Below are 24336 nucleotides of genomic sequence, written 5' to 3' on the forward strand. Positions count from 1 at the left end.
TCGTCTGATGAAAAAAGGCTTCCATCGCCGGAAACCCTTGCCTGTTGTGGATCCTGCCGGACTTGAACCGGCGACCCGCTGATTATGAGTCAGCCGCTCTAACCAACTGAGCTAAGGATCCTGAGACAAGTAAATAAAGTGGGAAGTTGGACGTGCGAAGTGGTTGATGTACTTCTCCATTCCCACTTCCGGCTTGCTGACTACTTGTCTGTGGGGCTGCAAACTTACGGTTTTCGTCCCTTTAGTCTTTGATTTCCTCGAAATCGATATAGTCGTCCTTGGTGGGGGCGGGGGTGGCGCTGGGGGCTGCTTTCTGGGTGCCGTTGCCGGCGCCGCCCTGCGGGCCAAAGCGGTCGTTCATCCGTTGGTTCATTTCGCGAAAGCTCCGCCGTACCTGGCGCGTCGTGCGGATCATCGGCACGAGGAAACCGAAAACGAAGCGGAAGGCCAGGTAGCCCAGGATCATCCAAAACAGAAAGGTCAGGAACATGATAGGCCAAAGGTACTCCAATCGGGAATCGGCAGCCGGCAATCGGCGACAGAGAATTCGTTAAAAAGGCGGCGGATGCCGGTAACAATTGGCCAGCCCCGGATCAACAAACGGTTTTTTTTGGGTGAAACGCCCTGTTTTCCGTACTTTTGTTCCGGATTTGACGCAAGAAGGGAACGAGGCCGTTCCCTTCTTCTTTTATACTATGACAACAGAGAACCTCATCGAAACCGTAACGGAGAAGATCCAAGGCCTGATGGCCGACCCGAAGCACTTCCTGGTGGAGGTGCGCATCAAGCCGACGAACAACATAAAAGTGTTCATCGACGGCGACGAAGGCATCCCGCTTTCGGACCTGGTGAGCTACAACCGCAAGCTGTACAAAGCACTCGAAGAAAGCGCCTTGTTTCCCGAAGGCGACTTCTCGCTCGAAGTGTCCTCGCCGGGCATCGATGAGCCCCTGAAGCTCCACCGCCAGTATGGTAAGAATGTGGGCCGCTACGTGGAGCTGACCCTCAACGACGACCCCGCTACGAAGATCGAAGGCAAACTGCTCGCGGCGACCGAGGACGGCATCGTGCTCGAAACCGAAAGCGGCAAAGGCAAGAAAAAAGAAGTGAAGCAGGAGACGATCCTGTTTAGCGATATTAAAACCACTAAAGTTCAAGTAAAGTTCTAAACGATTGAATAGTGACTATTGCCTATTGAATATTGTATAACGGCGCTCCCGTGGCTTCCCTACTCCTTATTCAATAGTTATTATTCAATATTCATTAAAACAGATCTATGGCAAGTATCAACCTGATCGAAGCCTTCCAGGAATTCAAGGAGGCCGAAAATATTGACCGCCCCACCCTCATGCGGGTCGTGGAAGACGTGTTTCGCACCCTGCTGCGTAAGAAATACGGCTCCGACGAAACCTTCGACGTGATCGTGAACGCGGAAAAAGGTGACCTTGAGATCTTCCGCCGCCGCACCATCGTGGAAGACGGCGACATCTACAATACGCTCGAGGAGATCGAATACTCCGACGCCATCAAAATCGAGCCCGACTACGCTGTGGGCGAAGAGCTCTACGAGGAAGTAAACCTCGAAGACTTCGGCCGCCGCGCCATCCTGGCCGCCAAGCAAACCCTCGCCTCCCGCATCGGCGACCTGAAAAAGAACATCCTCGCCAAGAAATACGGCGACCGCATCGGCGAGATCATCTCCGCTGAAGTATACCAGGTGTGGAAGAAGGAAGTGCTGCTCCTCGACGAGGAAGGCAACGAGCTCATCCTGCCCAAAAGCGAGCAGATCCCGCAGGACTACTTCAAGAAGGGCGAATCCATCCGATCGGTGGTGAAGAAGGTGGACATGAAAAATAACAACCCGGTCATCATCCTGAGCCGCACCGCGCCGGAGTTTCTGGCAAAGCTTTTGGAAATTGAAGTACCGGAAATTTTCGACGGCCTCATCGTGATCAAGAAGATCGTCCGCGACCCGGGCGAGCGCGCCAAGGTGGCCGTGGAATCCTACGACGACCGCATCGACCCCGTGGGTGCCTGCGTGGGCATGAAAGGCTCCCGCATCCACGGTATCGTGCGTGAGCTCAAAAACGAGAACATCGACGTGATCAACTGGACGGCCAACATCCAGCTGCTCATCCAGCGCTCGCTGACGCCCGCCCGCATCACCTCCATGGAGATCGACAACGAAGGCAAGCGCGCCTCGGTGTACCTGAAGCCCGACCAGGTGTCGCTGGCCATCGGCCGCCGCGGCGTCAACATCAAGCTGGCCTGCGAACTGACCGGCTTCGATATCGACGTATACCGCGACAACGAAGGCGAGGTGGAAGACTTCGACATCGACCTCGACGAGTTCAGCGACGAGATCGAAACCTGGATCATCGAAGCACTGAAGCGCGTTGGCTGCGACACCGCCCGTTCCGTGCTCGACCTGAGCACCGAAGAGCTGGAGCGTCGCACCGACCTGGAAAAAGAAACGATCTCCGACCTGCGCAAGATCCTGCAGGCCGAGTTCGACCGCGGGTAGTAAAGCGCGCCACCCAAAAGACCGGCGAAGGATGCGTTTGTCATCCTGAGCTTGTCAAGGAGGGTTACCTTTGGTGGAAACAGGTATTGCACCAGAAGACCTTCTGCCGGATGGCGGAAAACAAAGAAGGAACAAACGGCCCTGAACGTGCCTCTTGCAGAAAGCGTTCACGGCGACAATTGGTATAAAAAATATTAATGGCAGAAATTCAAACACCCAGGTTAATGGCTGCGGCCAAGGAATTCAACATCGGTAAAGACACACTGGTGGAATTCCTGGCGGCAAAAGGTTTCAACCGCGACGACCTGAAACCCACGGCCAAGTTGACCGAAGACATGTACCGCGCCTTGCAGCAGGAATTCCAGAGCGACAAGGTGGCGAAACACAAGGCGGAGCAGATCGACCTGCCCAAAGGCGCCGTGGCCGAACGCAAGCGCAAGGAAGACGAAGACGTGCTCGCCACCCGCAAGCCCGCGGCGGCAGCACCCGCTGCTGCGCCTAAGGCAGCGCCGGCGGCCGACTGGCCCAGCGCCGCCGCCAAGGCGGAGCCCAAACCTGCAGACGCTCCCGCCCCCGCCGCGGAAGCGCCCGTGAGCGCCGCCGCGCCGGTAGAAACGCCGGCCCCGGTGGCCGAGGCCCCCAAAGCCGAGGCTCCCAAAGCCGAAGCACCCAAGCCCGAGCCCGAAGCACCCGCCGCGGTAGCCGAAGCCACTCCCGCCCCGGAAGCGCCCGCCCCTGTTGCGGAAACACCGGCGCCCCCGGCGGAAGCCCCTGCCAAGATCGAGCCCCCCGTAGTGGAAGGCCCGCGCATCCTCGGCACGGTAGACCTGTCGGCCATCGACTCTTCTACCCGCCCCAAGAAAGGCGCCCCGAAGAAGGAGGAAGCCGCCAAGCCCGCCCCGGCACCCGCGCCGGCACCGGCCGCCGAAGCCGCTCCCGCAGTGGAAGCACCCGCCCCCGAGGTGACGGCCAAAGCCGAAGCCCCTGCGCCCGCGGCAGAAGCTCCCAAAGCAGAAGCCCCCGCCGCCGAAGCAGCGAAGGCTGAACCCGAAAAGACCGCCGAACCCGTAATTGAAAACATCCGCGCCGAGAAGCTCGAAGGCCCCAAGATCCTGGGTAAGATCGAGCTGCCCGTGGACAGCGATACCCGTCCGAAGCAGGACGAAAAGCGTAAGCGCAACCGCATTCCCATCAAGAAAGCGCCCGATACCCCCCGCCCCGGTGCGGGTGCCAGCGGCGCCCAGGGATCCGGCGGTGGCCGCTTTACCGTGCAGCGCCCCGGCGAAGGCAACCGCGGACGTTCGGGCAACCAGCCCGGACAGCGTGGTGGCGCCCGTGGCCCCGGTGGCCGTCGCGACGATAACCGCCAGATTGACGAGAAAGAAATTCAACGGAAGATCCAGGAAACGCAGGCCCGCCTGGCCGGCGGTGGCCGTAAACTGAGCAAAGCCCAGCGCAAAAAGCGCTTCGGCAGCAGCGGCGGCGACGATATGGACGGCAGCGAAGACAACAAGCTGCAGGTAACAGAGTTCATCTCCGTGAGCGAGCTCGCCAACCTGATGGACGTTTCCTTCGCCGAGGTGATCTCGAAGTGTATGGGCCTGGGCATCATGGTGTCCATCAACCAGCGCCTCGACGCCGAAGTGATCGAGCTCGTAGCATCCGAATTCGGCTACGACGTGGAGTTCATCGACATGGAGAAGCAACTCGAGATGGACGAAGAGGAAGATGCCGACGCCGAAGACGAGCTGAAAGGCCGTCCGCCGATCGTGACCATCATGGGTCACGTGGACCACGGTAAGACCTCGCTGCTCGACTACATCCGCAACGCTACCGTAGTAGCGGGTGAGGCCGGCGGCATTACCCAGCACATCGGCGCCTACCAGGTGCACCTGCCCAACGGACGCGACATTACCTTCCTCGATACCCCCGGTCACGAAGCGTTTACCGCCATGCGTGCCCGCGGTGCCAAGGTGACCGACATCGCCGTGATCGTGATTGCGGCCGACGACGCCATCATGCCCCAGACCCGCGAGGCCATCAGCCACGCGCAGGCCGCGGGCGTTCCGATGATCTTCGCCATCAACAAGATCGATAAGGACGGCGCCAACCCCACCAAGATCTACGAGCAGCTCGCACAGATGAACCTGCTGGTGGAAAGCTGGGGTGGTAAGTTCCAGAGCCAGGAGCTTTCGGCCAAGAAGGGCACCAACGTGGAGCTCCTCCTCGAAAAGATCCTCCTCGAAGCCGACATCCTCGACGTGAAGGCCAACCCCGACCGCGAAGCCTCGGGCAACGTGATCGAAGCCTCGCTCGACAAAGGCCGCGGCTATGTAACGACCGTACTCGTACAGAATGGTACCCTCCGCAACGGCGACCTCGTGGTCTCCGGCCAGCACTATGGCCGCGTGAAGGCGATGTTCAACGAGCGCAACAAGAAAATGAAAGACGCCGGGCCTTCCGTGCCGGTGGTCATCCTGGGCCTCAACGGCGCCCCCCAGGCCGGTGAGAAGTTCAAGGTATACGAAGACGAAGCCGAAGCCAAAGAAGTGGCCAACCGCCGCGCCCAGATCCTGCGCGAGCAGGGTATGCGCGCCAAGAAGCACATCACCCTCGCCGAGATCGGCCGCCGCCTTGCCCTGGGCACCTTCAAGGAGCTCAAGGTCATCATCAAGGGCGACGTGGACGGTTCGGTGGAAGCCCTTTCCGATTCGCTGCAGAAACAGTCGACGGAGGAGATCCTCGTATCGGTGATCCACAAAGGCGTAGGCCAGATCAACGAATCCGACATCGTGCTCGCCGAAGCCTCCGACGCCCTCATCATCGGCTTCAACGTCCGTCCCTCGATGCAGGCCTCGCGCCTCGCCGAGAATGCCGGTATCGAGATCAAGACCTACTCGGTTATCTACCAGGCCATCGACGAAGTGCGCTCCGCCATGGAGGGCATGCTCGAACCGAAGACGCAGGAGAAGATCGTGGCCAACGTGGAGATCCGCGAAGTGTTCAAGTTCGACAAGGCCACCGTTGCCGGTTGCGTGGTGCTCGACGGTCGCATCAAGCGCGACAACAAGATCCGCATCATCCGCGACGGTATCGTGGTATACCCCACGGGCGAGAACGCCAACGCCGAACTGGGCTCCCTGAAGCGTTACAAAGACGACGTGAAGGAAGTGCTCAACGGCATGGAGTGCGGTCTGACGATCAAGAACTACAACGACATCAAGGTCGGCGACATCGTAGAAGCCTACGAGCTCGAAGAAGTGAAGCGTACACTGTAGGAACGACGCAGCATCTGCGTCTCCGCAATAAATCTCGAGGCCCCGTAGAAATACGGGGCCTTTTTGTTGGCAAACGAAAGCATCCCATAGGGATGCGCGCCCGGTAGCCCGGCACGAAATAGCGCGAAATAAAAGGTGTTGGTATCGAGGGCGCCCCCCCGGGATGCACGTTATCCCGAATGCGTCCAATGACCATCATCCCGCAGCCGCACCAGCAGCGTCACGTTCCGGCCTTCCTCGCCGTACCATTCCACGCAATAGCCCTGCGGGTCGAGGGCGGGATGCCGCAGCAGCTCGCGGAAAGTGTTCCCGATCACCGATACGTCTTTCCTGAAGTCGGGGACGAAGCGGCAAAGGTAGCGTCCGCGGCGGAGCACGATCCTTTCGAGCGGTGCGAAGACCGCCTCTTCGGGGGTGAGTTGCTCGGCAGCGGCCCGGTATACAATGCCGCCGCGCCCCTCCGGTCTCGACAGTCCGAAATAGCTGCGCTCCCGCGCCGGCGGCACAAGGCGCCGGAGCTCTTCGTGGGCGCGCAGCACGCCGTCGGGGAAGGAAGCGGCTTCGAGGCAAAGCAGCGGGATATCGGTTTCGAGGGTAATGGTGTCCATGGTTTCTGGGATTGATGGGGCGGGCAAGGTCGGCTTTGCAGGCGGTAAAAGCGCGGTGCGCCTGCGACATTCCGCCGGGTCATTTGCGGCGCTATTCTTGCGCCCGAAAGGAAAAGGCAGGCCATGAAACGCAACGGGGAAAGCTTAGCAGGAACGGTCGTTGTGATTACCGGCGCCTCGTCGGGCGCGGGCCGCGCGATAGCGCTGGCACTGACGGCGCGGGGTGCCCGCACCGTGCTGGCGGCGCGCAACCGCGAAGCCCTCGAAGGGCTCCGCGGCGAGATCGCCGGCATTGGCGGCGACTGCCTAGTGGTGCCCACCGACACCCGGGAGCCGGCGCAGCAGCTGGCCCTCGCGGAAGCCGCCCGCAGCGCCTATGGCCGCATCGACGCCTGGGTGAACAATGCCGGCGTGCTCGCCGCCGGCGCTCTTGAAGACGTGCCGGCCGAAATCAACGAAGGCGTCATCCGCACCAACCTGCTCGGTTATGTGCACGGCGCGCAGGCGGTGCTGCCCCTGTTCAAATACCAGGGCCATGGCATCCTCATCAACAATATCTCCGTCGGCGGCTGGCTGCCCACGCCCTACATGGCGGCCTACTGTGCGTCCAAATTCGGGCTGAAAGGCTTTTCGGAAGCGTTGCGCGGCGAACTGTCGGCTTACCCCGACATCCACGTGTGCGACCTCTTTCCCGGTTTTCTCGACACACCCGGCATCCAGCACGCCGCCAATTATACCGGCAAGGTGCTGCGCCCCGCGCCGCCGCTCTACGACCCGCGGCTGGTGGCCGACGGCGTGGTGCAAACGATCCTGCACCCGCGCCGCGCGCGCGCCCTCGCAATTTTCCCGCACCTGCTGCATGCGGCCTACAGCCTCTTCCCGGCACTGTCGCGCCGGGTTACCGGCGGCGCCATCCGCCACTACCTGAAGGCCGCCGACAGTACCGTGCATACCGCCGGCAACGTGCTGCATACGGTCGACTACGGCAATGCCGTGGATGGCGGCTGGCGGGCCGGCTGCGGCACCCGGAAGCCGCCGGCAAAAAAGATCGCGCTGGGCGCGCTGGGGGCGCTGGCCCTGCTGGCCTTCCTCGGCCGGCGTTGAGCAGACCTCACCCCCGGCCCCTCTCCAAAGGAGAGGGGGGCAACCCATGCCTTCAGCCATTCCCAAAATTGTGAGCGGCATCCCGCGCCCGCTTCAGGCACCTCACAAAACTGTGACCGGCATCCCGCGATTGATCCATGCACCTCACAAAACTGTGACCGGCATCCCGCGACCGATTTACCCCATTCACAAAATTGTGACCGACCCCCGGCAGGCGATCTGCGGCATTCACAAAACTGTGAGCGGCATAAATCCTTTGCGCCACGCCTCTCACAAAACTGTGACCGGCATGGATCCTTTGTGCCACGGCCTTCACAAAACTGTGAGGGGCATAGATCTGCTGCGCTACGACCCTCGCAAAATTGTGAACGGATGCAACCGGGAACGATCTTCCGCGCTCTCCTGGAGAGGGGGTAGGGGGTGAGGATGGTTCCCCTCTCCCTTGGAGAGGGGTTAGGGGTGAGGTCTGCTCCCCTTCCCTTAGGGAAGGGGCCGGGGGATGGGTCGACGGAGAGTGTTAAAATATTCCCAGCCCCCGGCAAAGCCCCACCAATGGGTTACTTTTGAGGCACTTCGTATGAAAAAAGCTTTCCTTTTCCTCCTGTCCACCGTGCTGGCCGCCGGCGCCTTCGCCCAACCCAAAAAGCAGGTAGCCGACCGCGTCATCGCCGTGGTGGGTGACCGCATTGTACTGGAATCCGACGTCAAGAATGCCCTCGCCGACGCCCTCCGCCAGGGACAGCAGCTCCCCGAAAACGCCGAATGCGCCATCATGGAGCAGGCCCTCGTGTCGAAGATCCTCGTGCTGCAAGCCGAGCGCGACTCCCTCAAGGTAGACGAGTCGGACGTGGAATCGGAACTCGACCAGCGCATCCGCTACTTCGTGCGCCAGTATGGTTCGCAGGACGAGCTGGAGCGCATCGCCGGCAAAACCATTTACCAGATCAAGGACGACGCCCGCGAGGCCGTGCGCGAAACGAAGCTGGCGCAGCAGATGCAGCGCAAGATCGTCGACAACGTGCGCATCACGCCCACCGAAGTGAACGCCTATTTCAACCGCATCCCCGCCGATAGCCTCCCCCTGTTCGAAAGCGAGCTGGAGATCGGCCAGATCGTGATCTACCCGAAGCCTTCCAAAGACCTGGAAGCCTACGTGATGAGCGAGATGAACAACTTCAAGCGCCAGATCGAGTCGAAGCAGATCACCTTTGAAGAAGTGGTGCGCCAGAAGTCGGAAGACCCCGGCTCCAAAGACCGCGGTGGCCAGTACCAGATCAACCGCACCGACAAGAGCTGGGACCCGGCCTTCGTTGCCGCCGCCTTCCGCCTCAAGGAAGGAGAGATCTCCAACGTGGTCCGCTCCAAGTTCGGCTTCCACCTCATTCAGTTGCTGCAGCGCAACGGCGACGACGCCCTCGTGCGCCACATCCTGATGAAGGCGCCCGTAACGAACGAAGAGATCAACAGCGCCACCCGCAAGCTCGACTCCGTGCGCTCGCGCCTCGTAGCCGGCACCATCGACTTCGCCACCGCCGCCGGCCGCTACAGCGACGACGAAACCTCCAAGTTTACCGGCCCCTTCATCCAGGGCCGCAACGGCAACTTCGTAACCATCGACGAACTTGAAAAAGACATCGTGCCCCAGCTGGCCCGCATGCGTGTCGGCGACCTGTCGCAGCCCTTCGCCTTCACCAACGAGCGGGGCGACAAAGGCGTGCGCATCATCTACCTGAAAACCCGCACCGAGCCGCACCGCATGAACCTGAAGGACGACTTCAACCGTATTTCCACGGCCGCCCTCGAAGAGAAAAAGATGCAGACGCTCGACAAGTGGCTCAACAGCCACATCGCCGATCACTACATCATGCTCGACCCCGACCTGAATCACTGCGGCCAGCTCCAGCGCTGGACGGCCGGTGCCCACACCGCCGCCCGCTAATTTTGTATCTTGGTGGGACCATCCCACAATCCTCCTATCGTGTATCCTATATCCTCCCAACCCACTATTCTTCCCGGCAACAGCGGGCTCGACCAGTACCTGATCGGGCAGATCCAGGACATGGTCCTGGTGGCAGACTCGACCGATCAACGCATTTGTTCCATCAACGAAGCGGCCTTGCGCTGCTTCGAGCTCACCGAGTCGGAGGTCGTCGGCCAGCGGATCGACCACCTCGTTCGCTTCGACCCCGGCGAGCAGGGCATCGAGGCCCTGCGGCAATTCCTGGTGGCAGAGGGGCAATGGGAGGGAACCCTCGGCTTCACCACCCGCTCGGGCCGCCACTATTACTACCACTTCCGCCTGCAGCGCCTGCCCCAGGGAGCCGGCCTGCCCGACGGGTTCTACGCCATCGGCCGCGACGTAACCGCCGCGCGCGACGCCGAAGAAGCGCAGCTGCGCCGCGAGCGCTTCTTCCACGGCCTCATCGCCGACGCCCTCGACGGCATCCTCCTGCTCGATCCCCAGGGCCTCATCACCTTTGCCTCGCCTTCGGTGCGGCACGTGCTGGGCTACGAGGGCGAGGAGCTGCTGGGGCAAAACGCCTTTCTTTTCGTACACCCCGACGACCGGCTCAAGGCCGCGGATTCGTTTGCGCTCGAGGTGCACGAAAACCCGGAGGTGAAGTTCATTACCGTGCGCCTGCTGTGCAAGACCGGCGAATGGCGCTGGTGCCTCGTGCGCGGCCACAACCTGTTGGCCAACCCCGCGGTGGGGGGCATCGCCATCTACTTTCACGACGACAGCCAGCGGAAGCATGCGGCCGAAGCCCTGCGCGAAAGCGAGCAGCGCTACCGCATGCTGGTGCGCAATATCCAGGTAGGCGTGATGATGTTCGACCCGAGCGGCACCGTGGTGGACGTAAACGAAGCGGCCACGCGCATCCTGGAGCTCAGCGAGGGCGACCTGCTGCAGAGCGGCGCGCCCCACGAGCGCTGGCAGGCCGTTTTTGAAAACGGGCAACCCCTGCGTATGGAAGATACGCCCGCCTTCCAGGTGCTGCAGCACGGCAAGCCGGTGCGCGACTTCCTGATGGGACACGTGCAGCCCCGCAGCGGGCGCCGGATCTGGCTGCTGGTCAACGCCGACCCCGTGCTCGACGAGCGCGGCGGCCTCCGCAACATCATCGCCTCCTTCTCCGACATCACCTATCGCCGCGACCTCGAGCAGCGCCTCCTGGCCGAAGGGATCGCCCACCAGCGCGCGCTGACGCAGGCCACCATCGACTCCTCCGAAAAAGAACGTACCGAGATCGGCAAGGAGCTCCACGACAACATCGGCCAGCAGCTGACCACCATCAAGCTGTACCTCGACCTCGCGCGCTCCACCGCCGACGAGGAAACGGCCGAGATGATCTCGCTGGCCACCCGCAACATCTCCGACGTCATCAACGAGATCCGCGCGCTCTGCCGCAGCCTCATTCCCTCCACCCTCGGCGACCTCGGTCTCGAAGAATCGGTCACCGATCTCATTCACACCTTCACCCGCACGCGGCAGCTCCACATCCGTTTCATCGCCGCCGGCTTCGACGAGGAGCGGGTGCCCGACAACCAGAAGCTGATGCTGTTCCGCATCCTGCAGGAACAGTTGAACAACATCGCCAAGCACGCCTCCGCCCGCAAGGTGACCGTAACGCTGCGCCAGGCAGCACCGGGCGTGCAGATGGAAGTGCGCGACGACGGCGTCGGCTTCGACCCCGCCACTGTGCGCCGCGGCCTCGGCCTGACCAGCATGCGCAATCGGGCCGAAATGTTCGGCGGGAGCCTGCACATCGACTCCGCGCCCGGAAAAGGATGTACGCTGACGGTTTCCGTGCCGGAAACCATTGAATAATGATTATTGAATATTGGATATTGAATAAATGGCTTATCCCTCCTTATACAATATTCAATAGTCATTATTCACTATTCAATGCGCCGCAGGCGCCTACCTTTGCGGCTCATTCTCTTTTATGAGCGATGCCATCAAACACGAGTGCGGCCTGGCTTTCGTCCGCCTTCGTAAGCCCTTCTCCTGGTACCAGCAACAATACGGGTCTGTGCTCTGGGGGCTCAACAAGCTTTACCTGCTGATGGAAAAGCAGCACAACCGCGGCCAGGATGGCGCGGGAGTGGCGGCGGTAAAGCTTTCCGTAGAGCCCGGTTATCCCTTCCTGGCCCGCCTCCGCAGCAGTCACCCGCAGGCCATCGCCGACCTCTTTCGCCAGATCGGCGAGGAATACAACGAGCTCCAGAAATTCAATCCCGATATCGTCCACCATCCCGGCCTGCTCAAAGGACACCTGTCGTTTCTCGGCGAGCTGCTGCTGGGCCACCTCCGCTACGGCACCCAGGGCAAGAACAACGTGGAGTTCTGCCACCCCTTTGTAAAGAAGCATACCATACCCGGGCGCAACCTGGCGCTGGCGGGCAACTTCAACCTCGTCAACACCGAGGAGCTCTTTTCGCTCGTGGGCGTCGATCCCGGCGCCTTCCAGAAGCAAAGCGACCTGGCGGCAATGATGGAAGTGCTGCACTACTTCCTGGTGCAGGCCGACGAAGCCGCGCCGCAGGGCGCCGACGTGCTGTCGGCGCTGCGGAAGGCCGTGCCCCTTTTCGACGGAGGCTTCCACGTGGGCGGCATCACCGGCAACGGCACCGGCTTCGTGTTCCGCGACGCCCACGGCATCCGTCCTTCCTATTATTATATCAATGAAGAAGTAGTGGTGGCCGCCTCGGAGCGCGCCGCCATCCGCACGGCGTTCAACGTAGGCGAGAACGAGGTGCAGGAACTGATGCCCGGCCACGCCATCGTGGTCTATCCCGACGGCCGCTACGTGATCGAGGCGGTAGCGGAGCCCAGGGAGCGGAAAGCCTGTTCCTTCGAGCGCATCTACTTCTCGCGCGGTTCCGACGAAAAGATCTACAAGGAGCGCCAGCGCCTCGGCTACAACCTGAGCAAGCCCGTGCTCGAATGCATCGACTACGACCTGCGCAACACGATCTTTTCCTTTATTCCCAACACCGCCGAAGTGGCCTTCTACGGGCTGCTCAAAGGCTGCGAGGATTACCTCAACCAGATCAAGATCGAGCGCATCCGGAGCTGGGGCAATAACGTAGACCCCGAGAAGCTTACGGAGATGATCAGCCGCAAGGTGCGGATGGAAAAGATCGCGATCAAGGATGTGAAGATGCGCACCTTCATCACCGCCGACACCGGCCGCAGCGAGATGGTGCAGCACGTGTACGACATTACTTACGGCACCGTGCGCGCCGGCGTGGATACGCTGGTGGTGATCGACGACTCCATCGTGCGCGGCACCACGCTCAAGGAAAGCATTATCCGCATGCTGGCGCGCCTCGAGCCGAAAAAGATCATCGTCGTATCCTCGTCGCCGCAGATCCGCTACCCCGACTGCTACGGCATCGACATGAGCAAGCTCGGCGACTTCATCGCCTTTAATGCCGCCGTGTCGCTGCTGAAAGAACGCGGGCACGAGGAACTGTTGCAGAAGCTGTACGAAGAATGCGTGACCCTCAACGAGCGCGGCGACCTGCATACGGTGAACCTCGTGAAGCAGGTGTACAAGCCCTTTACCAATGGCGAGATCACCAACAAGATCGCGGAGCTCATCACGCCCCCCGAGCTCGACATCCCGGTGTCGGTGATCTTCCAGACCATCGAAGACCTGCACGAGGCCTGCCCCAACAACCTCGGCGACTGGTACTTTACGGGCAACTACCCCACAGCCGGTGGCAACCGCGTGGTCAACAAGGCCTTTATGAACTATATGGAAGGGAAAAATACCCGCGGTTATTAATGGGGTGATGGGATAATGGGGTAGTAGGGAAATGAGCTTCGGTTGCGATCGCCGTAACTATTGAGTGATCAGCAACGATAAAAGGGTCGTTGGTAGGTGTTTTGTTACCAATAAACCAATTAACCAATAAACCAGTTCACATGAAAGTGCTCTTATTGATTCGCCACGCCAAGGCTTCCTGGGACGACATTTCGATGAAGGACTTCGACCGGCCGCTCACCGAGCGCGGTAAAAAAGACGCGTCCGAAATGGCCGAGCGCGTCAAAGAGAAAGTAAAAGTAGAGCATTTCGTATCCAGTCCGGCGAAGCGCGCGAAGCGGACGGCGCGCGCATTCGCGGAAGCTTTCGGCTTCGGCAAGGACGACCTCGTGCTGGTGGAGCCGCTCTACGAGCCCACGCCGCAGGCCTTTGTAGACGCGGTGGCCGCGCTTCCCGACAACAAGGACGTAGTGGCGCTTTTCTCGCACAATCCCGCCATCACCGAATATGTGAACCTGCTCACCAATGTCCGCATCGACGATATGCCCACGGGTGCTGTGTTTGCGGTGGCTACGGACGAAAAAAGCTGGTCCGCCTTTGCATCGGCGGACAAGCGTTTCCTGTTTTTTGATTACCCGAAGAACCCGATCGCTTAGGGGCGGCCGAGGCTGAGGTGCGTGCTGCCCTGTTCGAGCTTCACCGTATTGGGATCGAAATATTGGAGGTCCCATTCGTTGCTGAGCACCGACGCATCGCTGTTGGCGCCATTAACCCGCAGGGTGAGTGACTTGCCTTCTACTTTCTGGTGCAGGCTCCAGTTGCCGCTGAAGGAAGCGCCGTTGTAGCGCAGCGTCAGGCCACCGTTCTCGGTGAACGTCACATCGTAGCCGGAGAGCGTGTTGTTGGGCACAGAGGGGCCATTGCATTCACGCACTTTCCATTGTCCGAGGGTGAGGTAAGGAACGGGGTTGTCGTTTTGCTCTTGCGCTTCGCGGCCGCAGCTGAAGAGGAGGGGCAGGCACAGGAGTGCCGTAAGCCGGAGTACGGTTTTCATGTTGGATTGGATTAAGCACCAAGCTACGCATTTCTCCGGAAAAAAAAGAATCAGCCCGTTTTTTTTGTGCCCTTCCACGTAGCGAGGGCCACGCCCGCGAAGATGAGTGCTGCCGCCAGCGCCTTTTGCCACGAAAAATTTTCGTGCAGGATGATCGTGGCAATGAGCACCGCAAATACCGGTTGCGTATAGATGTAAGCCCCGGTGGTGCCCGCGCCGAGGTGGCGGATTCCGTAAGCATTGAAGCAATAGGCGAGAAACGTACCGGTGAAGACGACCGCAACGAGCGTGGCCCCGTCGACCGCCGTAAACTGATCGAAAGGCGTGGCCATCGCTTCGCGCCAGCCGAAAGGCAGCATGAACAGGAAGCCGGCGGTAAATACCCAGCGTACCACTTCGAGTGGGCGGTAGCGTTCCATCAGCGGTTTTACCAGGATGAAATAGATCGAATAGAAGATGGCGTTGACGAGGATGAGCACGTCGCCGAGCAGCGGGTTGCTGGCGCTGCTGCTGCGGGCGCCGCCGGAGATGAGCCAGGCCGCGCCGCCGATACCGAGGGCCAGGCCCGGGAGCTGCAGCGGACGAAGCTTTTCTTTCAGCACCCACAGGGCAAACACCGTGATGAGCAGCGGCGTGGTGAGCATCAGCAGGGCGGCGTGGATGCCGCTGGTGAGCGTCAGCCCGCGGATGAACAGCATCTGGTTGATGGCTACACCCGCAAGGCCGCAGGCCAGCACGCGGCCCCAGTCTTCGCGGCGCAGCTTCGTCTTTCGTTTTGAAAAGAGCCAGAGCACCCAGAACAACAGCAGCGAGCCGCCCACGCGAAATACGTTGAGCCCGAAAGGCTGCACCAGCCGCGGGGCGATCATCTTTACAAAGCTAAAATTGGCGGCGAAGAAAAGGTTAGTGGCAAGCACCGCGAGGTGTGCCAGGGTTCGGGGACGCATCGGGCCGCAAAATAAGTCGGAAGTCGGAAGTATGTGGGTACGTAAGTTACCTCTTAATCGAACCGCTAATCATACCGGTGGTATTTACTAAGCCAAGCGTCTGATCTGCGTCAATCGTACGAATCATAAAAATCTGCGTTCATGCTCTCGGGGGTTGCTGCTCTTTCAACTCCGTTGCTTTTCCTGTGCAATGGCCCCTTCCAGTTCGTCGATTGCCGTGTCAAGTGCCCCGGCACCTCCAGCAGGTGGAAAACGATACGGGAAAGTTTCGGCGGCGGCGAGGGCGGCTCGCAGGTCGAAGTCCTCCTGTCGGTAGCAGGGGGCGATGCCTTGCTCCGTTACATGGCGGGCGAGGTATTCCTGTTCGGTTTGCCCGGGCGTGGGCACCAGGATGCCGCGGGCACGGAGGGCGGCGAGATCCATCACGGTGCTGTAGCCGCAGCGCGCCACCACGAAGCGGGCGTTGCGCAACTCGGCTTCCAGCGCTTCGGCTGAAAGGTGGGCGCGCACCGTAACCTGCGGCGGCGCCGGTGGGTTGTTGCTGCTGTTGCCCGGAAGCCCGCGGAGCAGCAGCACCGGGCCTTCCACCAAGTGCAACTGGGCCAGCAACTGTGCTTCCCAGATGGAGCGTTGCGGCTCGGGGCCGGAGAGCAAAACAACGAGTTGGTAGGTTGAAGTTTGTTGTTTGTAGTTCGGCGTATTCGAAGCGGACCCGTCCGCCGAAGCTTCAGCGGAGTCGGAAAAGCGCGAGAGCGGGCCTATGTATTGGGTGGGTACGGCAGGCAGGGCACTGGGGTGCGACAGGGCGCCGGCGAGGGAGAAATGTTCCCCATCGGGAACCCAGCAGCTGCGAAAGCGTTCGATGAGCCGGTAATGCAGGGCGCGCAGGGCGCGGTTGCCGGCGGCGCCAAAAGGCGTGCGGATGTCCAGCTGGTGGGTGATGAGGACGCAGGGAAGCTGCGGGTGATACAGGCCATAGCGGTTGTCGGAAATAACGGCTGCGAGCGGCTGCCGGCGCAGGAAGGCCGTGAGCCACCTGTGTTCGGCCCGGACACTGTGGCGGAGCTGAGGCAGTTGCCGCATTATTTTCCACAGCCAGCCGCGGCGGCTGCGGGCATAGCGCACGTTATGGCCGGGCAGCTCGTGGTAAGGCAGGTCCGGGAAGGCATCGCGGAGAAGCCGGCCCGAAGCGCCGCTGCCCCCGAGGTGCACGGCGTGGCCGCGGGCCAGCAGGTTGCGGATGATTGGAAAACAACGCGTTGCGTGACCGAGCCCCCAATCCAGTGGTGCGACGAGAATAGCGGGTCCGGACGATGCAGAATCGGAGCTCATGTTAAATTTTACGCCTTTGGCCGAAACGCATACCAAAAGGGTCCTAACTTAGTTAGTTTACAAACGAATCTATGAGAAAGTTGTCGGTATATGTGGCATTGTTGTTGACATTGGTTACTGTGACGACCAGTTGCCAGCGGAATTATTACTCAGGTAGTGGCCGCGGCAGTAAGTGCGGATGCCCGAGTCAACGTGGAATGTAACACATAAAGGGAATGCTATATGGAAAACGGTAAACGAGACCTCTTGGTCCTTCTGAAGGAGCAGAATCAGAGCCAGCAAGCACTGAATCGGACCGTGGATTGCCTCAACAAGATCCTGTCGCAGGTAGAATGCAACGAGGTCTTTTGCGGAGCCCACGAGCTCGTTGCCCGCAACCACATCACCCAAAAGCCGCGCAAGATCCTGAAGGCCGTTGCGACCTTTGAATTGAAACCTTTCTATTTCCTGATCAACAAGAATTAAGCGCGCAGCGCCCGCAGGGCAGCGCCCAGCTTTCCAATCATCTCATCGATCTCTTCTTTCCGGCAAGTGCCCACGCTCAGACGATACCAGGGGGTCGTACGCGGCGCACCGAATGCATAGAATGGCACCACTGCCAGTTTCGCTTCCTTTAAAATATACGACGTTACATCCGACTGGCTTTGCAGCACATTGCCGTCGGCAGTCGTGCGTCCGGCCGCATCGATCTTGATGGTGAGGTAAATGGCCGCTTCGGGCGCTACGGCATCCACCGGCAGCCCCTCGCTGCGCAGCAGCATAAAGCCGTCGTAAATGCGCCGCAGCCGCTCTTCCAGCTCCTTTTTAAAATGCGCGAGGTAACGCTCGATGGCATCGAACTGCACGAGGTAACGGGCTACGGCCTTCTGCTCGGCCATCGGCGCCCAGGCACCCACGTGCGACAGGATCGCCTTCATCTTATTGAGAATATGCGCGGGCCCGAGGCTCCAGCCCACACGCACCCCCGTGCCGGCAAACACTTTGCTCACCGCATCCACGAACACGGTGTAGGGGCGCATGCCCGGGTGCAGCGACACCGGGTTGTAGTGACGGATGTCGCCGTACGTAAGCTGCCAGTACATCTGGTCGAACAGCACATAGAGCTTCTTCTCCTGCGCGCCGCGACGCGCGTTTTCTTCCACCACCAGGTCGCAGATGGCTTGCAGCTCCTCGCGACGGAACGTCGTGCCCGTGGGGTTTTGCGGCGAGCAGAGCGACAGCAGCGCGGCGCCGGCAAGGTGCGGCCGCAGGTCTTCGGCCGTCGGCATGAAGTTGTTTTCGGCGGTGGCTTCCACGATAACGTGATTGCCGCCCACGAAGTGCGTATAGTGGTTGTTGTTCCAGCTCGGAACGGCGTAGATCACCTTGTCGCCTTTGTCGCAGATGGCGCGGTACAGGGCGTAGATCAGCGGGCGTCCGCCCGAGGCGACGAGGATCTCGTCGAGGCCGTATTCGAGGTTCTGGAAACGGCGGCTGAACGCCGCGATCGATTCGCGCAGATCGAGGTTGCCCTCGCCAAGCGGGTAGTTGGTGAAATGCTGGCGATACGCCTCCACGATGCCGTCTTCGAGTTCCTGCGGGATCGGGAAGATCTGCGGGTCGAAGTCGCCGACCGTAAAGTTGTAGATGGTCTCACCCTGGCGGATGCGCTCGCGGATCTCGCCGCCAAGCTTGACGATCTCGGAACCGATCAGGGTCTCGGAAAGGTGGGAAAGTTTCATGCGTACCGTATTAGCGCAAAAGTAAGGGCGGGCTTACGGGGAAAGTAAAAAAGTCCGAAGTGGGAAGTCGGAACCATTGGCTCTGCTTCCCACTTCGGACTTCCGACTTAAGTACTTAATTATTTGGCTTGTGCAAACTCAAGGCGGAGGTCGATGGCGATCTCGTTGCCCACTACGGCGCCACCAGCTTCGGTGAGGCTGTTCCATTTGAGGCCGTAGTCAAACCGGTTGATCGTGCCCGACGCCTTGAAGCCGGCCTTGATGTTGCCCCAGGGATCTTTCACGGTGCCACCATAGGTGACTTTGAACACGACGGGTTTGGTCACGTTACGGATGCTGAGGTTGCCTTTCAGCTCATACTGGTTGCCCGACACTTTGCGGAACGAGGTGCCGGTAAAGTTCATGGCCGGGTATTGGGCGGCATTGAAGAAGTCGTCGCCTTTCAGGTGCTTGTCGCGCCCTTCGTTGTCGGTGTTGATGCTGTTGACGTCCACGCTGAAGTTGATCTTCGCGTCGGTGAAGTCGGGCTTTGCGCTCTGCAGCGAACCGTTGAATTTCTTAAAGGATCCTTCCACTTCGGAGATCACGAGGTGCGAAACGGTAAAGCGGACGTTGGAGTGAACGGGGTCTACGTTCCAGGTCGATTGGGCAAAGAGGCCGGAAGTGCTCAGCAAAAGCGCGGCGGCTACGAACAGTTTTTTCATGTGGTTTGTTTAAAAGAAAGCAAACCTACACGCAATTCAATGTTAGAACATTGACATAGATCAAGAAATGGTGCAAGGACCCTTTTCGCGGCTTTTCTATGGAATGACCAGCCAATAAGGACGATTGAATACCGAAGGCAGCTGCGGATGAAGCCGTTGGCCTATAGCTCCTGGGCGGGATCCCAGAATTTTTGCGCGAAGTCCTGCACCTGGTCGTCCACCACGTTGACTCCTTCTTTTTCCAGCAACTGCTGCATCCGGTCGGGTTCGCCGAAGTGGGCCTTGCCGGTGAGGAGCCCAAGGCGATTCACCACGCGGTGCGCGGGCACTTTGGGCCGGATGTGGTGGCAGTTGTTCATGGCCCAGCCCACCATCCGCGAAGAGCCCCGCGTGCCGAGGGCCGCGGCGATGGCGCCGTAGGAAGTTACGCGGCCCTTGGGTATCTGCCGCACCACGTCGTATACCTGCGCAAAGAACGACTCCTTGTCGGTCTGACCCGAAGGTGTGACCTTTTTGAGCGGCGTCTTTTTCATACCGGAAAGGTAAGGGCATTCGGGTACGTGAGCCGTGAGGCGTGAGGCGTGAGGCGTGAATGCTGACGCCGTCGGCAATCGGCAATGCTGGCGCCCGTAACGAAGAACGGCTGCCATTGGCAGCCTTTCTTTATATCGTATTGCCGGCTAACGGCGCCTCACGCCTCACGCCTCACGCTCACGCTCACGGCTCACGGCTCACGCCTCACGGCTCACGGCTCACGGCTCACGCCTCACGCTTCCTTTTCTCCGCCAGCAGCTCGCTGCGCCGGGGCTCGGGCACGGATTCGTACTCGTAGGGACAATGCTTGCAGCCCATGCCGCAGCAGTAGCCGCGCCTCAGGTGGTGCTTTTCGGTAAGCACCACGTAGCCCTGCTCATTCCAGTAATAATCTTCGCCCTCAACCAGCGGGTTGTTCATCTTCAAACAATTGTTGCTGGAGTTGCGCATCCAGTTCCGTGCCGGGGAGCGTGGCCGGCAGCGTGAAGCACACGTAGTGCACGCGGGCCGCACCGGCGATGTCGAGCGATTCGTAGTAGGTCTTGATCTGCAGCTCCGGCTTTATGTCGGGCTCGGCATACACGTTGTCGGTATGCTCCAGCACGGTGCACCCGTATAGGTCGCACACCTTCCGGGTGAAGGCATACAGGTTGGGCGAGTCGGTCTTGAGGTGGATCTTTCCGCCGGGTGCGAGGATCTGCTGGTAGCGGCGCAGGAAGCGCGGGTGGGTCAGGCGCTTTTTGGCCTTACCGGTGCGCAGCTGCGGGTCGGGGAAGGTGATCCAGATCTCGCTCACTTCGGCAGGGGCGAAGAAGCCTTCGATGCCGTCGATGAGGATGCGCAGGAAGGCGGCGTTCTTCAATCCTTCCGCAAGGGCCTTGCGGGCGCCGGCCCAGATGCGGTTCCCCTTCAGGTCCACGCCGAGAAAATTGCGCTCCGGGTGCATGCGGGCGAGGCCCAGGGTGTATTCGCCCTTGCCGCAGGCCAGCTCCAGCGTCAGCGGGTGCTCGTTTTGAAAGAAGTCCTTCCATTTCCCGGCCATACCCTCGGGGTATTGCAGCACGTTGGGAAAGGTTTCAATTTCTGCGAAGCGAATGAGCTTTTTATGTCCCATGGGATTGATGGGGTAATGGGGTGGCTTCGGCTGCGCTCAGCCTGACATAAGCCGTCAACCGGGTGAGAAGAAAAGAGTCAAAAAAGAGGTTGCTCCACTGTCACGCTGAGCGTAGTCGAAGCGTTATTTCTGGAACATTAATTCTTTCACCTTCTCCTTGTCTTCCTTCTCTTTCTTCAGGTCGAACATGGTGCCGAATACACGGTCCCAGATGGTGGTGCTCACACCATAGCCCTTGCCTTCATCTTTGTAATGATGCAGGTGGTGGTTGCGCCACAGGGGCTTCATCCATTTGAAGGGTGGGTTCCAGGCGTGGATGGCGTAGTGCATCGTGCCGTACATCAGGTAGCCGAGCATAAAGCCCGGGAAGAACACGAACGTATTGCCGTGCAGGCCCAGGTACTGCAGCCCGAAGATGGCCGAGGCCAGGATCAGGCTCGGTACCGGCGGCATGAACAGGCGCTGGCGGTCGCGGGGAAAGTGGTGGTGGTTACCGTGCATCACATAAACCACGCGGCGCGCGCGCTCGCTGTCGGCGATGGCGTGAAACATAAAGCGGTGGGCGATGTACTCGAAGAGGGTCCAGGAAAAGGCGCCGGCCAGGAAAAGGGCCGCGATCCGCGCCGCGTCGAAGCCGTATTGGTTGTGGGCCCAAATGGGAAATCCGATGATCACGGGGAGGTACATCCCCCAGATCACCAGCGGGTGGGTTTTCGTCAGCATTTCCAGCACGGGGTTGCGGAACAGCTGGGCCTGCCCTTTATTATGGATCTTTTCGAATTTCATGCTACACGGTGTTTCCGGGGCAAATTTAAGCGTTTAACGCTTGATGTGACGGCGTTTGTGTCGGGCGGGCGGCAAGGGCGAGCAAGGCCTTCGCTTCGGTGCTGAGCATCAGGCCGTAGGTGCCGGTGCGCAGCAGCCAGTGCCGCCGGCGCAGGGAGGCCAGCAGCTTGGCGGCCCCGCTGGGGCTGAGGCCGAGCTCGGAGCAGATCCGCGGCGTCGATACCGGCCCGCCGCCGGCCGCCACCAACAGCAGCAGGCGGGCCGCGCGGATCACGCCGCCCGTCTTGGTGCCGGCCATGCCGTTCTTTTTGAGCACCGCCACCAGCTCCGCGCAGCCCGGGAGCGGTCCCGACGGCGCCGACGGTGCCAGCACCCGCACGGAGCAGGCCGCCAGCCCTCCGCCGGCCCGCGCCGGACGTTCCCGCTCCGGCCCGTCGCTAGGCCGGAGCGGCCGGGGATCCTCCGCCGCCGCCCGGTCCGAAACCCGGGTGGGAAGATGCAGCTGTGGGGTATGCCGATCCGGGAATTGGAGCGGTAGGACCGGCTCCTGCGGATGCCCCTCTGTTTTTTGAATGGGTAGGAGCAGGGGGTCCGTATGCCTGTCTGAAGGCGGGATGGGTGTGGGATGAGGATGCGTATTCCTGTCTGAAAATGGCATGGGTGGGTGCGGTGCCTGCGCCATCCCATCCATGCCCGGCTGCCGGAGCAGGTATTCGAGGACCCCGTTGCGGGCGCTGAGCGCCTGCGTCAGCAGCTCGAGGCGCCGGATCTCGGCCAGCAGTTGCTCTGGTTGCCATTCCATATGCTAAGGTTTTGGTGTCCCCTAATATACGAAACAAACCCGCCCGGCAACCGGCTCCCCGGGCGGCCTATCTTTGGCCCCTCAACAACTGTGATATGAAACTCGTTTCCTACCTCAAGGACGGCCAGGACCAACTGGCCGTGCTCATCGACGGCTTCGTGTACGACATGGAGCTGCTGCACCCCGACCTGCCCAACTCGATGGATATGTTCCTGGCTTACTGGGAAGACCTGCTGCCCGTGGCGCAACACGGGGAAGCGATGATCCGCGAAGGCCGCATCGCCGCCGGGAAAGGCATCGCACTTGATTCCGTAGAGCTGCTGGCGCCGGTGCCGCGCCCCACTTCCTGCCGCGACGGCTACGCCTTTCGCCAGCACGTGGCCGCCGCCCGCCGCAACCGTAAGGTGGACATGATCCCCGAATTCGACCAGTACCCCATCTTCTACATGACCAACCACCACGCGGTGTACGGTCCCGGCCCCGTACGCTGCATGCCCGACCACTTTGAAAAGCTCGACTTCGAGCTCGAGGCGGCCATCGTTATTTGCAAGCACGGGCGGAATATCAAAGCCGGGGAGGCCGACGAATACATCGGTGGACTGATGATCATGAACGACCTCAGCGCCCGCCGCCTCCAGATGGAGGAAATGCTGCTCAACCTCGGCCCGGCCAAAGGGAAGGACTTCGCCACCACCATCGGCCCCTGGCTGGTGACGCTCGACGAGCTGCAGGCATTCGAGATCGCCGCCAAGGAAGGACACGTGGGCAAGAACTGGAACCTGAAAATGACCTGCACCGTCAACGGAAAGCAGGTGAGCGCCGGCAACCTGGGCGATATGGACTGGACCTTCGCCGAGCTGGTAGAGCGCGCCTCCTACGGCGTGGACCTGCACCCCGGCGATGTCATCGGCTCGGGCACGGTAGGCACCGGCTGCTTCCTCGAACTCAACGGCACCGGTAAACTTTCCGACCCGGCCTACCCCGAACAATGGCTGCAGCCCAACGACGAAGTGGTGCTGGAGATCGATGGCCTTGGAAAACTGGAGAATACGATGGTGCCCGAGGAAACGGACTGGAGCATCCTGAAGCTGAAGAAAGCTGCAGTAAGGAACTAAGGTTTTTAACCGCGAAGAGAAGAAGAAAAGAAGTTGGTACGCTAAGTAGAGACGCATGATGCGCGTCTCTTTTTTCAATAAGACCTATTTCTGATTGCAATAAAACGTCCCGCCATCGGCGGGACGTTTGTATTGTTTGCACGTTCGTTTTCGCATCGCCAGATGCGAAAAGGCTTCAGATAACTTCTTTCTTCGCTGCCTTCGCTGCGCCCTTGTTGTGCACCTTGCCCAGGAAGGAGTCTTTTACCCTGAGCGACTTTTCGGCGTTCACTTCGGCCGAGCCCACGCCTTCGTTGTTGATCGTGACGGTCTGCACCACGAAGTCGCCGGCGCGGAGGGCGCCCACGGCATTGCTGGTGAATACGGCGTTCTGTGCTTTGCCGCTGAGCGTCACGTTGCCCACGGCGTTGTTGTCGAGGTCAAAGCTGTTGGCCGTCAGTTTCAGGCTTACGTTGCCCACGCTGTTGTTCTTTACCTTGATGTCGGTGAATGAAAGCGCTTCTTCCGAACGCACGCTGCCCACCATCTGGAGGTCCATGCGCTTCAGGTTGCGGAAGGTGACGTATACCGTCAGCTTCGTGCTTTTCTTCAGGTTGAAATTTTTGCGCTTGCCCATATCGATCACCAGCTTCGTGCCTTCGTTGCGCACGTGGAAAAGGGCCTGCAGGTTTTCGTCGGCCTCGATCTTTACGGATTCCTTATCGCCCTGGCTCAACTTGAGCTCGTATACGCCGCTGGCCTCCAGCGATTCGAAGGGCTGCACGGGCACGTTGGCGGTGACCACTTTGCCGTTGCCGGTGATGGATTCATTGTCTTGCGCAAAAGCGGCGGGCGCGGCTACGAAAAGGGCGGCGGCCAGCAGGAGGGTTCTCGTCATTTCAAATCGGTTTAATGGTTTCTAAAAATAAACGAAGTCTTTCGTAAGACGGAAAGGGGCAA

Annotated in this window: 23 protein-coding genes and 1 tRNA gene; 10 read left to right on the forward strand and 14 right to left on the reverse strand. The window is 60.4% G+C overall.

What is annotated here, in order from left to right:
* Positions 1-47: 47 nt before the first annotated feature.
* Both E0486_RS11985 and E0486_RS11990 read right to left on the reverse strand, forming a co-directional pair.
* Positions 48-121: transfer RNA gene (locus E0486_RS11985), tRNA-Ile, on the reverse strand.
* 120 nt (positions 122-241) lie between these two features.
* Positions 242-490, reverse strand: coding sequence for a hypothetical protein (locus E0486_RS11990; protein WP_131852423.1), 249 nt, complete (start codon positions 488-490; stop codon positions 242-244).
* Between the two features lie 205 nt (positions 491-695).
* Here E0486_RS11990 and E0486_RS11995 point away from each other — a divergent pair, with 205 nt between their 5' ends.
* The 3 genes from E0486_RS11995 to infB all read left to right on the forward strand — a co-directional run bounded on the left by E0486_RS11995 (position 696) and on the right by infB (position 5802).
* Entirely contained in the window at positions 696-1169 is a 474-nt protein-coding gene (locus E0486_RS11995; RefSeq protein WP_131852424.1) for a ribosome maturation factor RimP, read from the forward strand.
* A 107-nt stretch (positions 1170-1276) separates the two neighbouring features.
* Positions 1277-2524 carry a transcription termination factor NusA gene (gene nusA, locus E0486_RS12000; protein ID WP_131852425.1) on the forward strand — a complete coding sequence of 416 codons (1248 nt, stop codon included), beginning with the start codon at positions 1277-1279 and terminating at the stop codon, positions 2522-2524.
* A gap of 197 nt (positions 2525-2721) precedes the next feature.
* Positions 2722-5802, forward strand: a complete 3081-nt coding sequence (infB, locus tag E0486_RS12005; protein ID WP_131852426.1) for a translation initiation factor IF-2 — start codon at positions 2722-2724, stop codon at positions 5800-5802.
* A gap of 170 nt (positions 5803-5972) precedes the next feature.
* Here infB and E0486_RS12010 read toward each other — a convergent pair whose 3' ends face one another.
* On the reverse strand, positions 5973-6410 hold the full coding sequence (locus tag E0486_RS12010; RefSeq protein WP_207906249.1) for a hypothetical protein: 438 nt from the start codon (positions 6408-6410) through the stop codon (positions 5973-5975).
* Between the two features lie 123 nt (positions 6411-6533).
* On the opposite strand from E0486_RS12010, the gene E0486_RS12015 reads away from it, so the two are divergent.
* The 5 genes from E0486_RS12015 (at position 6534) to E0486_RS12035 (ending at position 13944) form a co-directional block, all read left to right on the forward strand.
* Positions 6534-7514 carry an SDR family oxidoreductase gene (locus tag E0486_RS12015; protein ID WP_131852427.1) on the forward strand — a complete coding sequence of 327 codons (981 nt, stop codon included), beginning with the start codon at positions 6534-6536 and terminating at the stop codon, positions 7512-7514.
* A gap of 577 nt (positions 7515-8091) precedes the next feature.
* On the forward strand, positions 8092-9453 hold the full coding sequence (locus E0486_RS12020; protein ID WP_131852428.1) for a peptidylprolyl isomerase: 1362 nt from the start codon (positions 8092-8094) through the stop codon (positions 9451-9453).
* Between the two features lie 39 nt (positions 9454-9492).
* Positions 9493-11343, forward strand: a complete 1851-nt coding sequence (locus E0486_RS12025; protein WP_131852429.1) for a PAS domain S-box protein — start codon at positions 9493-9495, stop codon at positions 11341-11343.
* Positions 11344-11461: 118 nt separating this feature from the next.
* Entirely contained in the window at positions 11462-13309 is a 1848-nt protein-coding gene (locus E0486_RS12030; protein ID WP_131852430.1) for an amidophosphoribosyltransferase, read from the forward strand.
* Between the two features lie 140 nt (positions 13310-13449).
* Entirely contained in the window at positions 13450-13944 is a 495-nt protein-coding gene (locus tag E0486_RS12035) for a SixA phosphatase family protein (RefSeq protein WP_131852431.1), read from the forward strand.
* Here E0486_RS12035 and E0486_RS12040 read toward each other — a convergent pair.
* The 3 genes from E0486_RS12040 to E0486_RS12050 all read right to left on the reverse strand — a co-directional run bounded on the left by E0486_RS12040 (position 13941) and on the right by E0486_RS12050 (position 16621).
* Positions 13941-14342, reverse strand: coding sequence for a hypothetical protein (locus tag E0486_RS12040; RefSeq protein ID WP_131852432.1), 402 nt, complete (start codon positions 14340-14342; stop codon positions 13941-13943). The genes E0486_RS12035 and E0486_RS12040 overlap by 4 nt on opposite strands.
* 50 nt (positions 14343-14392) lie before the next feature.
* Complete coding sequence (locus E0486_RS12045; RefSeq protein ID WP_131852433.1) at positions 14393-15289, reverse strand: DMT family transporter; 897 nt, start codon at positions 15287-15289, stop codon at positions 14393-14395.
* A gap of 165 nt (positions 15290-15454) precedes the next feature.
* The gene (locus E0486_RS12050; protein ID WP_131852434.1) at positions 15455-16621 is read right to left on the reverse strand and encodes a glycosyltransferase; all 1167 of its coding nucleotides are present in this window, start codon (positions 16619-16621) and stop codon (positions 15455-15457) included.
* A gap of 246 nt (positions 16622-16867) precedes the next feature.
* Between E0486_RS12050 and E0486_RS12055 the strand changes: the two genes are divergently transcribed.
* Positions 16868-17086: a hypothetical protein gene (locus E0486_RS12055; protein ID WP_131852435.1), complete on the forward strand. Its 219-nt coding sequence runs from the start codon at positions 16868-16870 to the stop codon at positions 17084-17086.
* On the opposite strand, the gene E0486_RS12060 is transcribed toward E0486_RS12055, so the two are convergent.
* From E0486_RS12060 to E0486_RS12090, 7 genes are all read right to left on the reverse strand, one after another.
* Positions 17083-18342: a pyridoxal phosphate-dependent aminotransferase gene (locus tag E0486_RS12060; RefSeq protein ID WP_131852436.1), complete on the reverse strand. Its 1260-nt coding sequence runs from the start codon at positions 18340-18342 to the stop codon at positions 17083-17085. The genes E0486_RS12055 and E0486_RS12060 overlap by 4 nt on opposite strands.
* A gap of 119 nt (positions 18343-18461) precedes the next feature.
* Entirely contained in the window at positions 18462-19046 is a 585-nt protein-coding gene (locus E0486_RS12065) for a YceI family protein (RefSeq protein ID WP_131852437.1), read from the reverse strand.
* 161 nt (positions 19047-19207) lie between these two features.
* On the reverse strand, positions 19208-19579 hold the full coding sequence (locus E0486_RS12070) for an MGMT family protein (protein WP_131852438.1): 372 nt from the start codon (positions 19577-19579) through the stop codon (positions 19208-19210).
* A gap of 226 nt (positions 19580-19805) precedes the next feature.
* Complete coding sequence (locus E0486_RS12075; RefSeq protein WP_131852439.1) at positions 19806-20000, reverse strand: C1orf53 family protein; 195 nt, start codon at positions 19998-20000, stop codon at positions 19806-19808.
* The gene (trmB, locus tag E0486_RS12080) at positions 19981-20694 is read right to left on the reverse strand and encodes a tRNA (guanosine(46)-N7)-methyltransferase TrmB (protein WP_131852440.1); all 714 of its coding nucleotides are present in this window, start codon (positions 20692-20694) and stop codon (positions 19981-19983) included. Before trmB ends, E0486_RS12075 begins: the two co-directional genes overlap by 20 nt.
* 123 nt (positions 20695-20817) lie before the next feature.
* A complete protein-coding gene (locus E0486_RS12085) occupies positions 20818-21480 on the reverse strand; it encodes a sterol desaturase family protein (RefSeq protein ID WP_131852441.1) in 663 nt (220 codons plus the stop codon).
* 25 nt (positions 21481-21505) lie between these two features.
* On the reverse strand, positions 21506-22282 hold the full coding sequence (locus E0486_RS12090) for a helix-turn-helix domain-containing protein (protein WP_131852442.1): 777 nt from the start codon (positions 22280-22282) through the stop codon (positions 21506-21508).
* A gap of 95 nt (positions 22283-22377) precedes the next feature.
* Here E0486_RS12090 and E0486_RS12095 point away from each other — a divergent pair, with 95 nt between their 5' ends.
* Positions 22378-23397, forward strand: a complete 1020-nt coding sequence (locus E0486_RS12095; protein ID WP_131852443.1) for a fumarylacetoacetate hydrolase family protein — start codon at positions 22378-22380, stop codon at positions 23395-23397.
* A 175-nt stretch (positions 23398-23572) separates the two neighbouring features.
* Here E0486_RS12095 and E0486_RS12100 read toward each other — a convergent pair whose 3' ends face one another.
* The gene (locus tag E0486_RS12100; protein WP_131852444.1) at positions 23573-24274 is read right to left on the reverse strand and encodes a head GIN domain-containing protein; all 702 of its coding nucleotides are present in this window, start codon (positions 24272-24274) and stop codon (positions 23573-23575) included.
* Positions 24275-24336 lie beyond the last annotated feature (62 nt).

Origin of the sequence: Flaviaesturariibacter aridisoli, assembly GCF_004343705.1 — a bacterium.
Taxonomy (GTDB): Bacteria; Bacteroidota; Bacteroidia; order Chitinophagales; family Chitinophagaceae; genus Flavisolibacter; species Flavisolibacter aridisoli.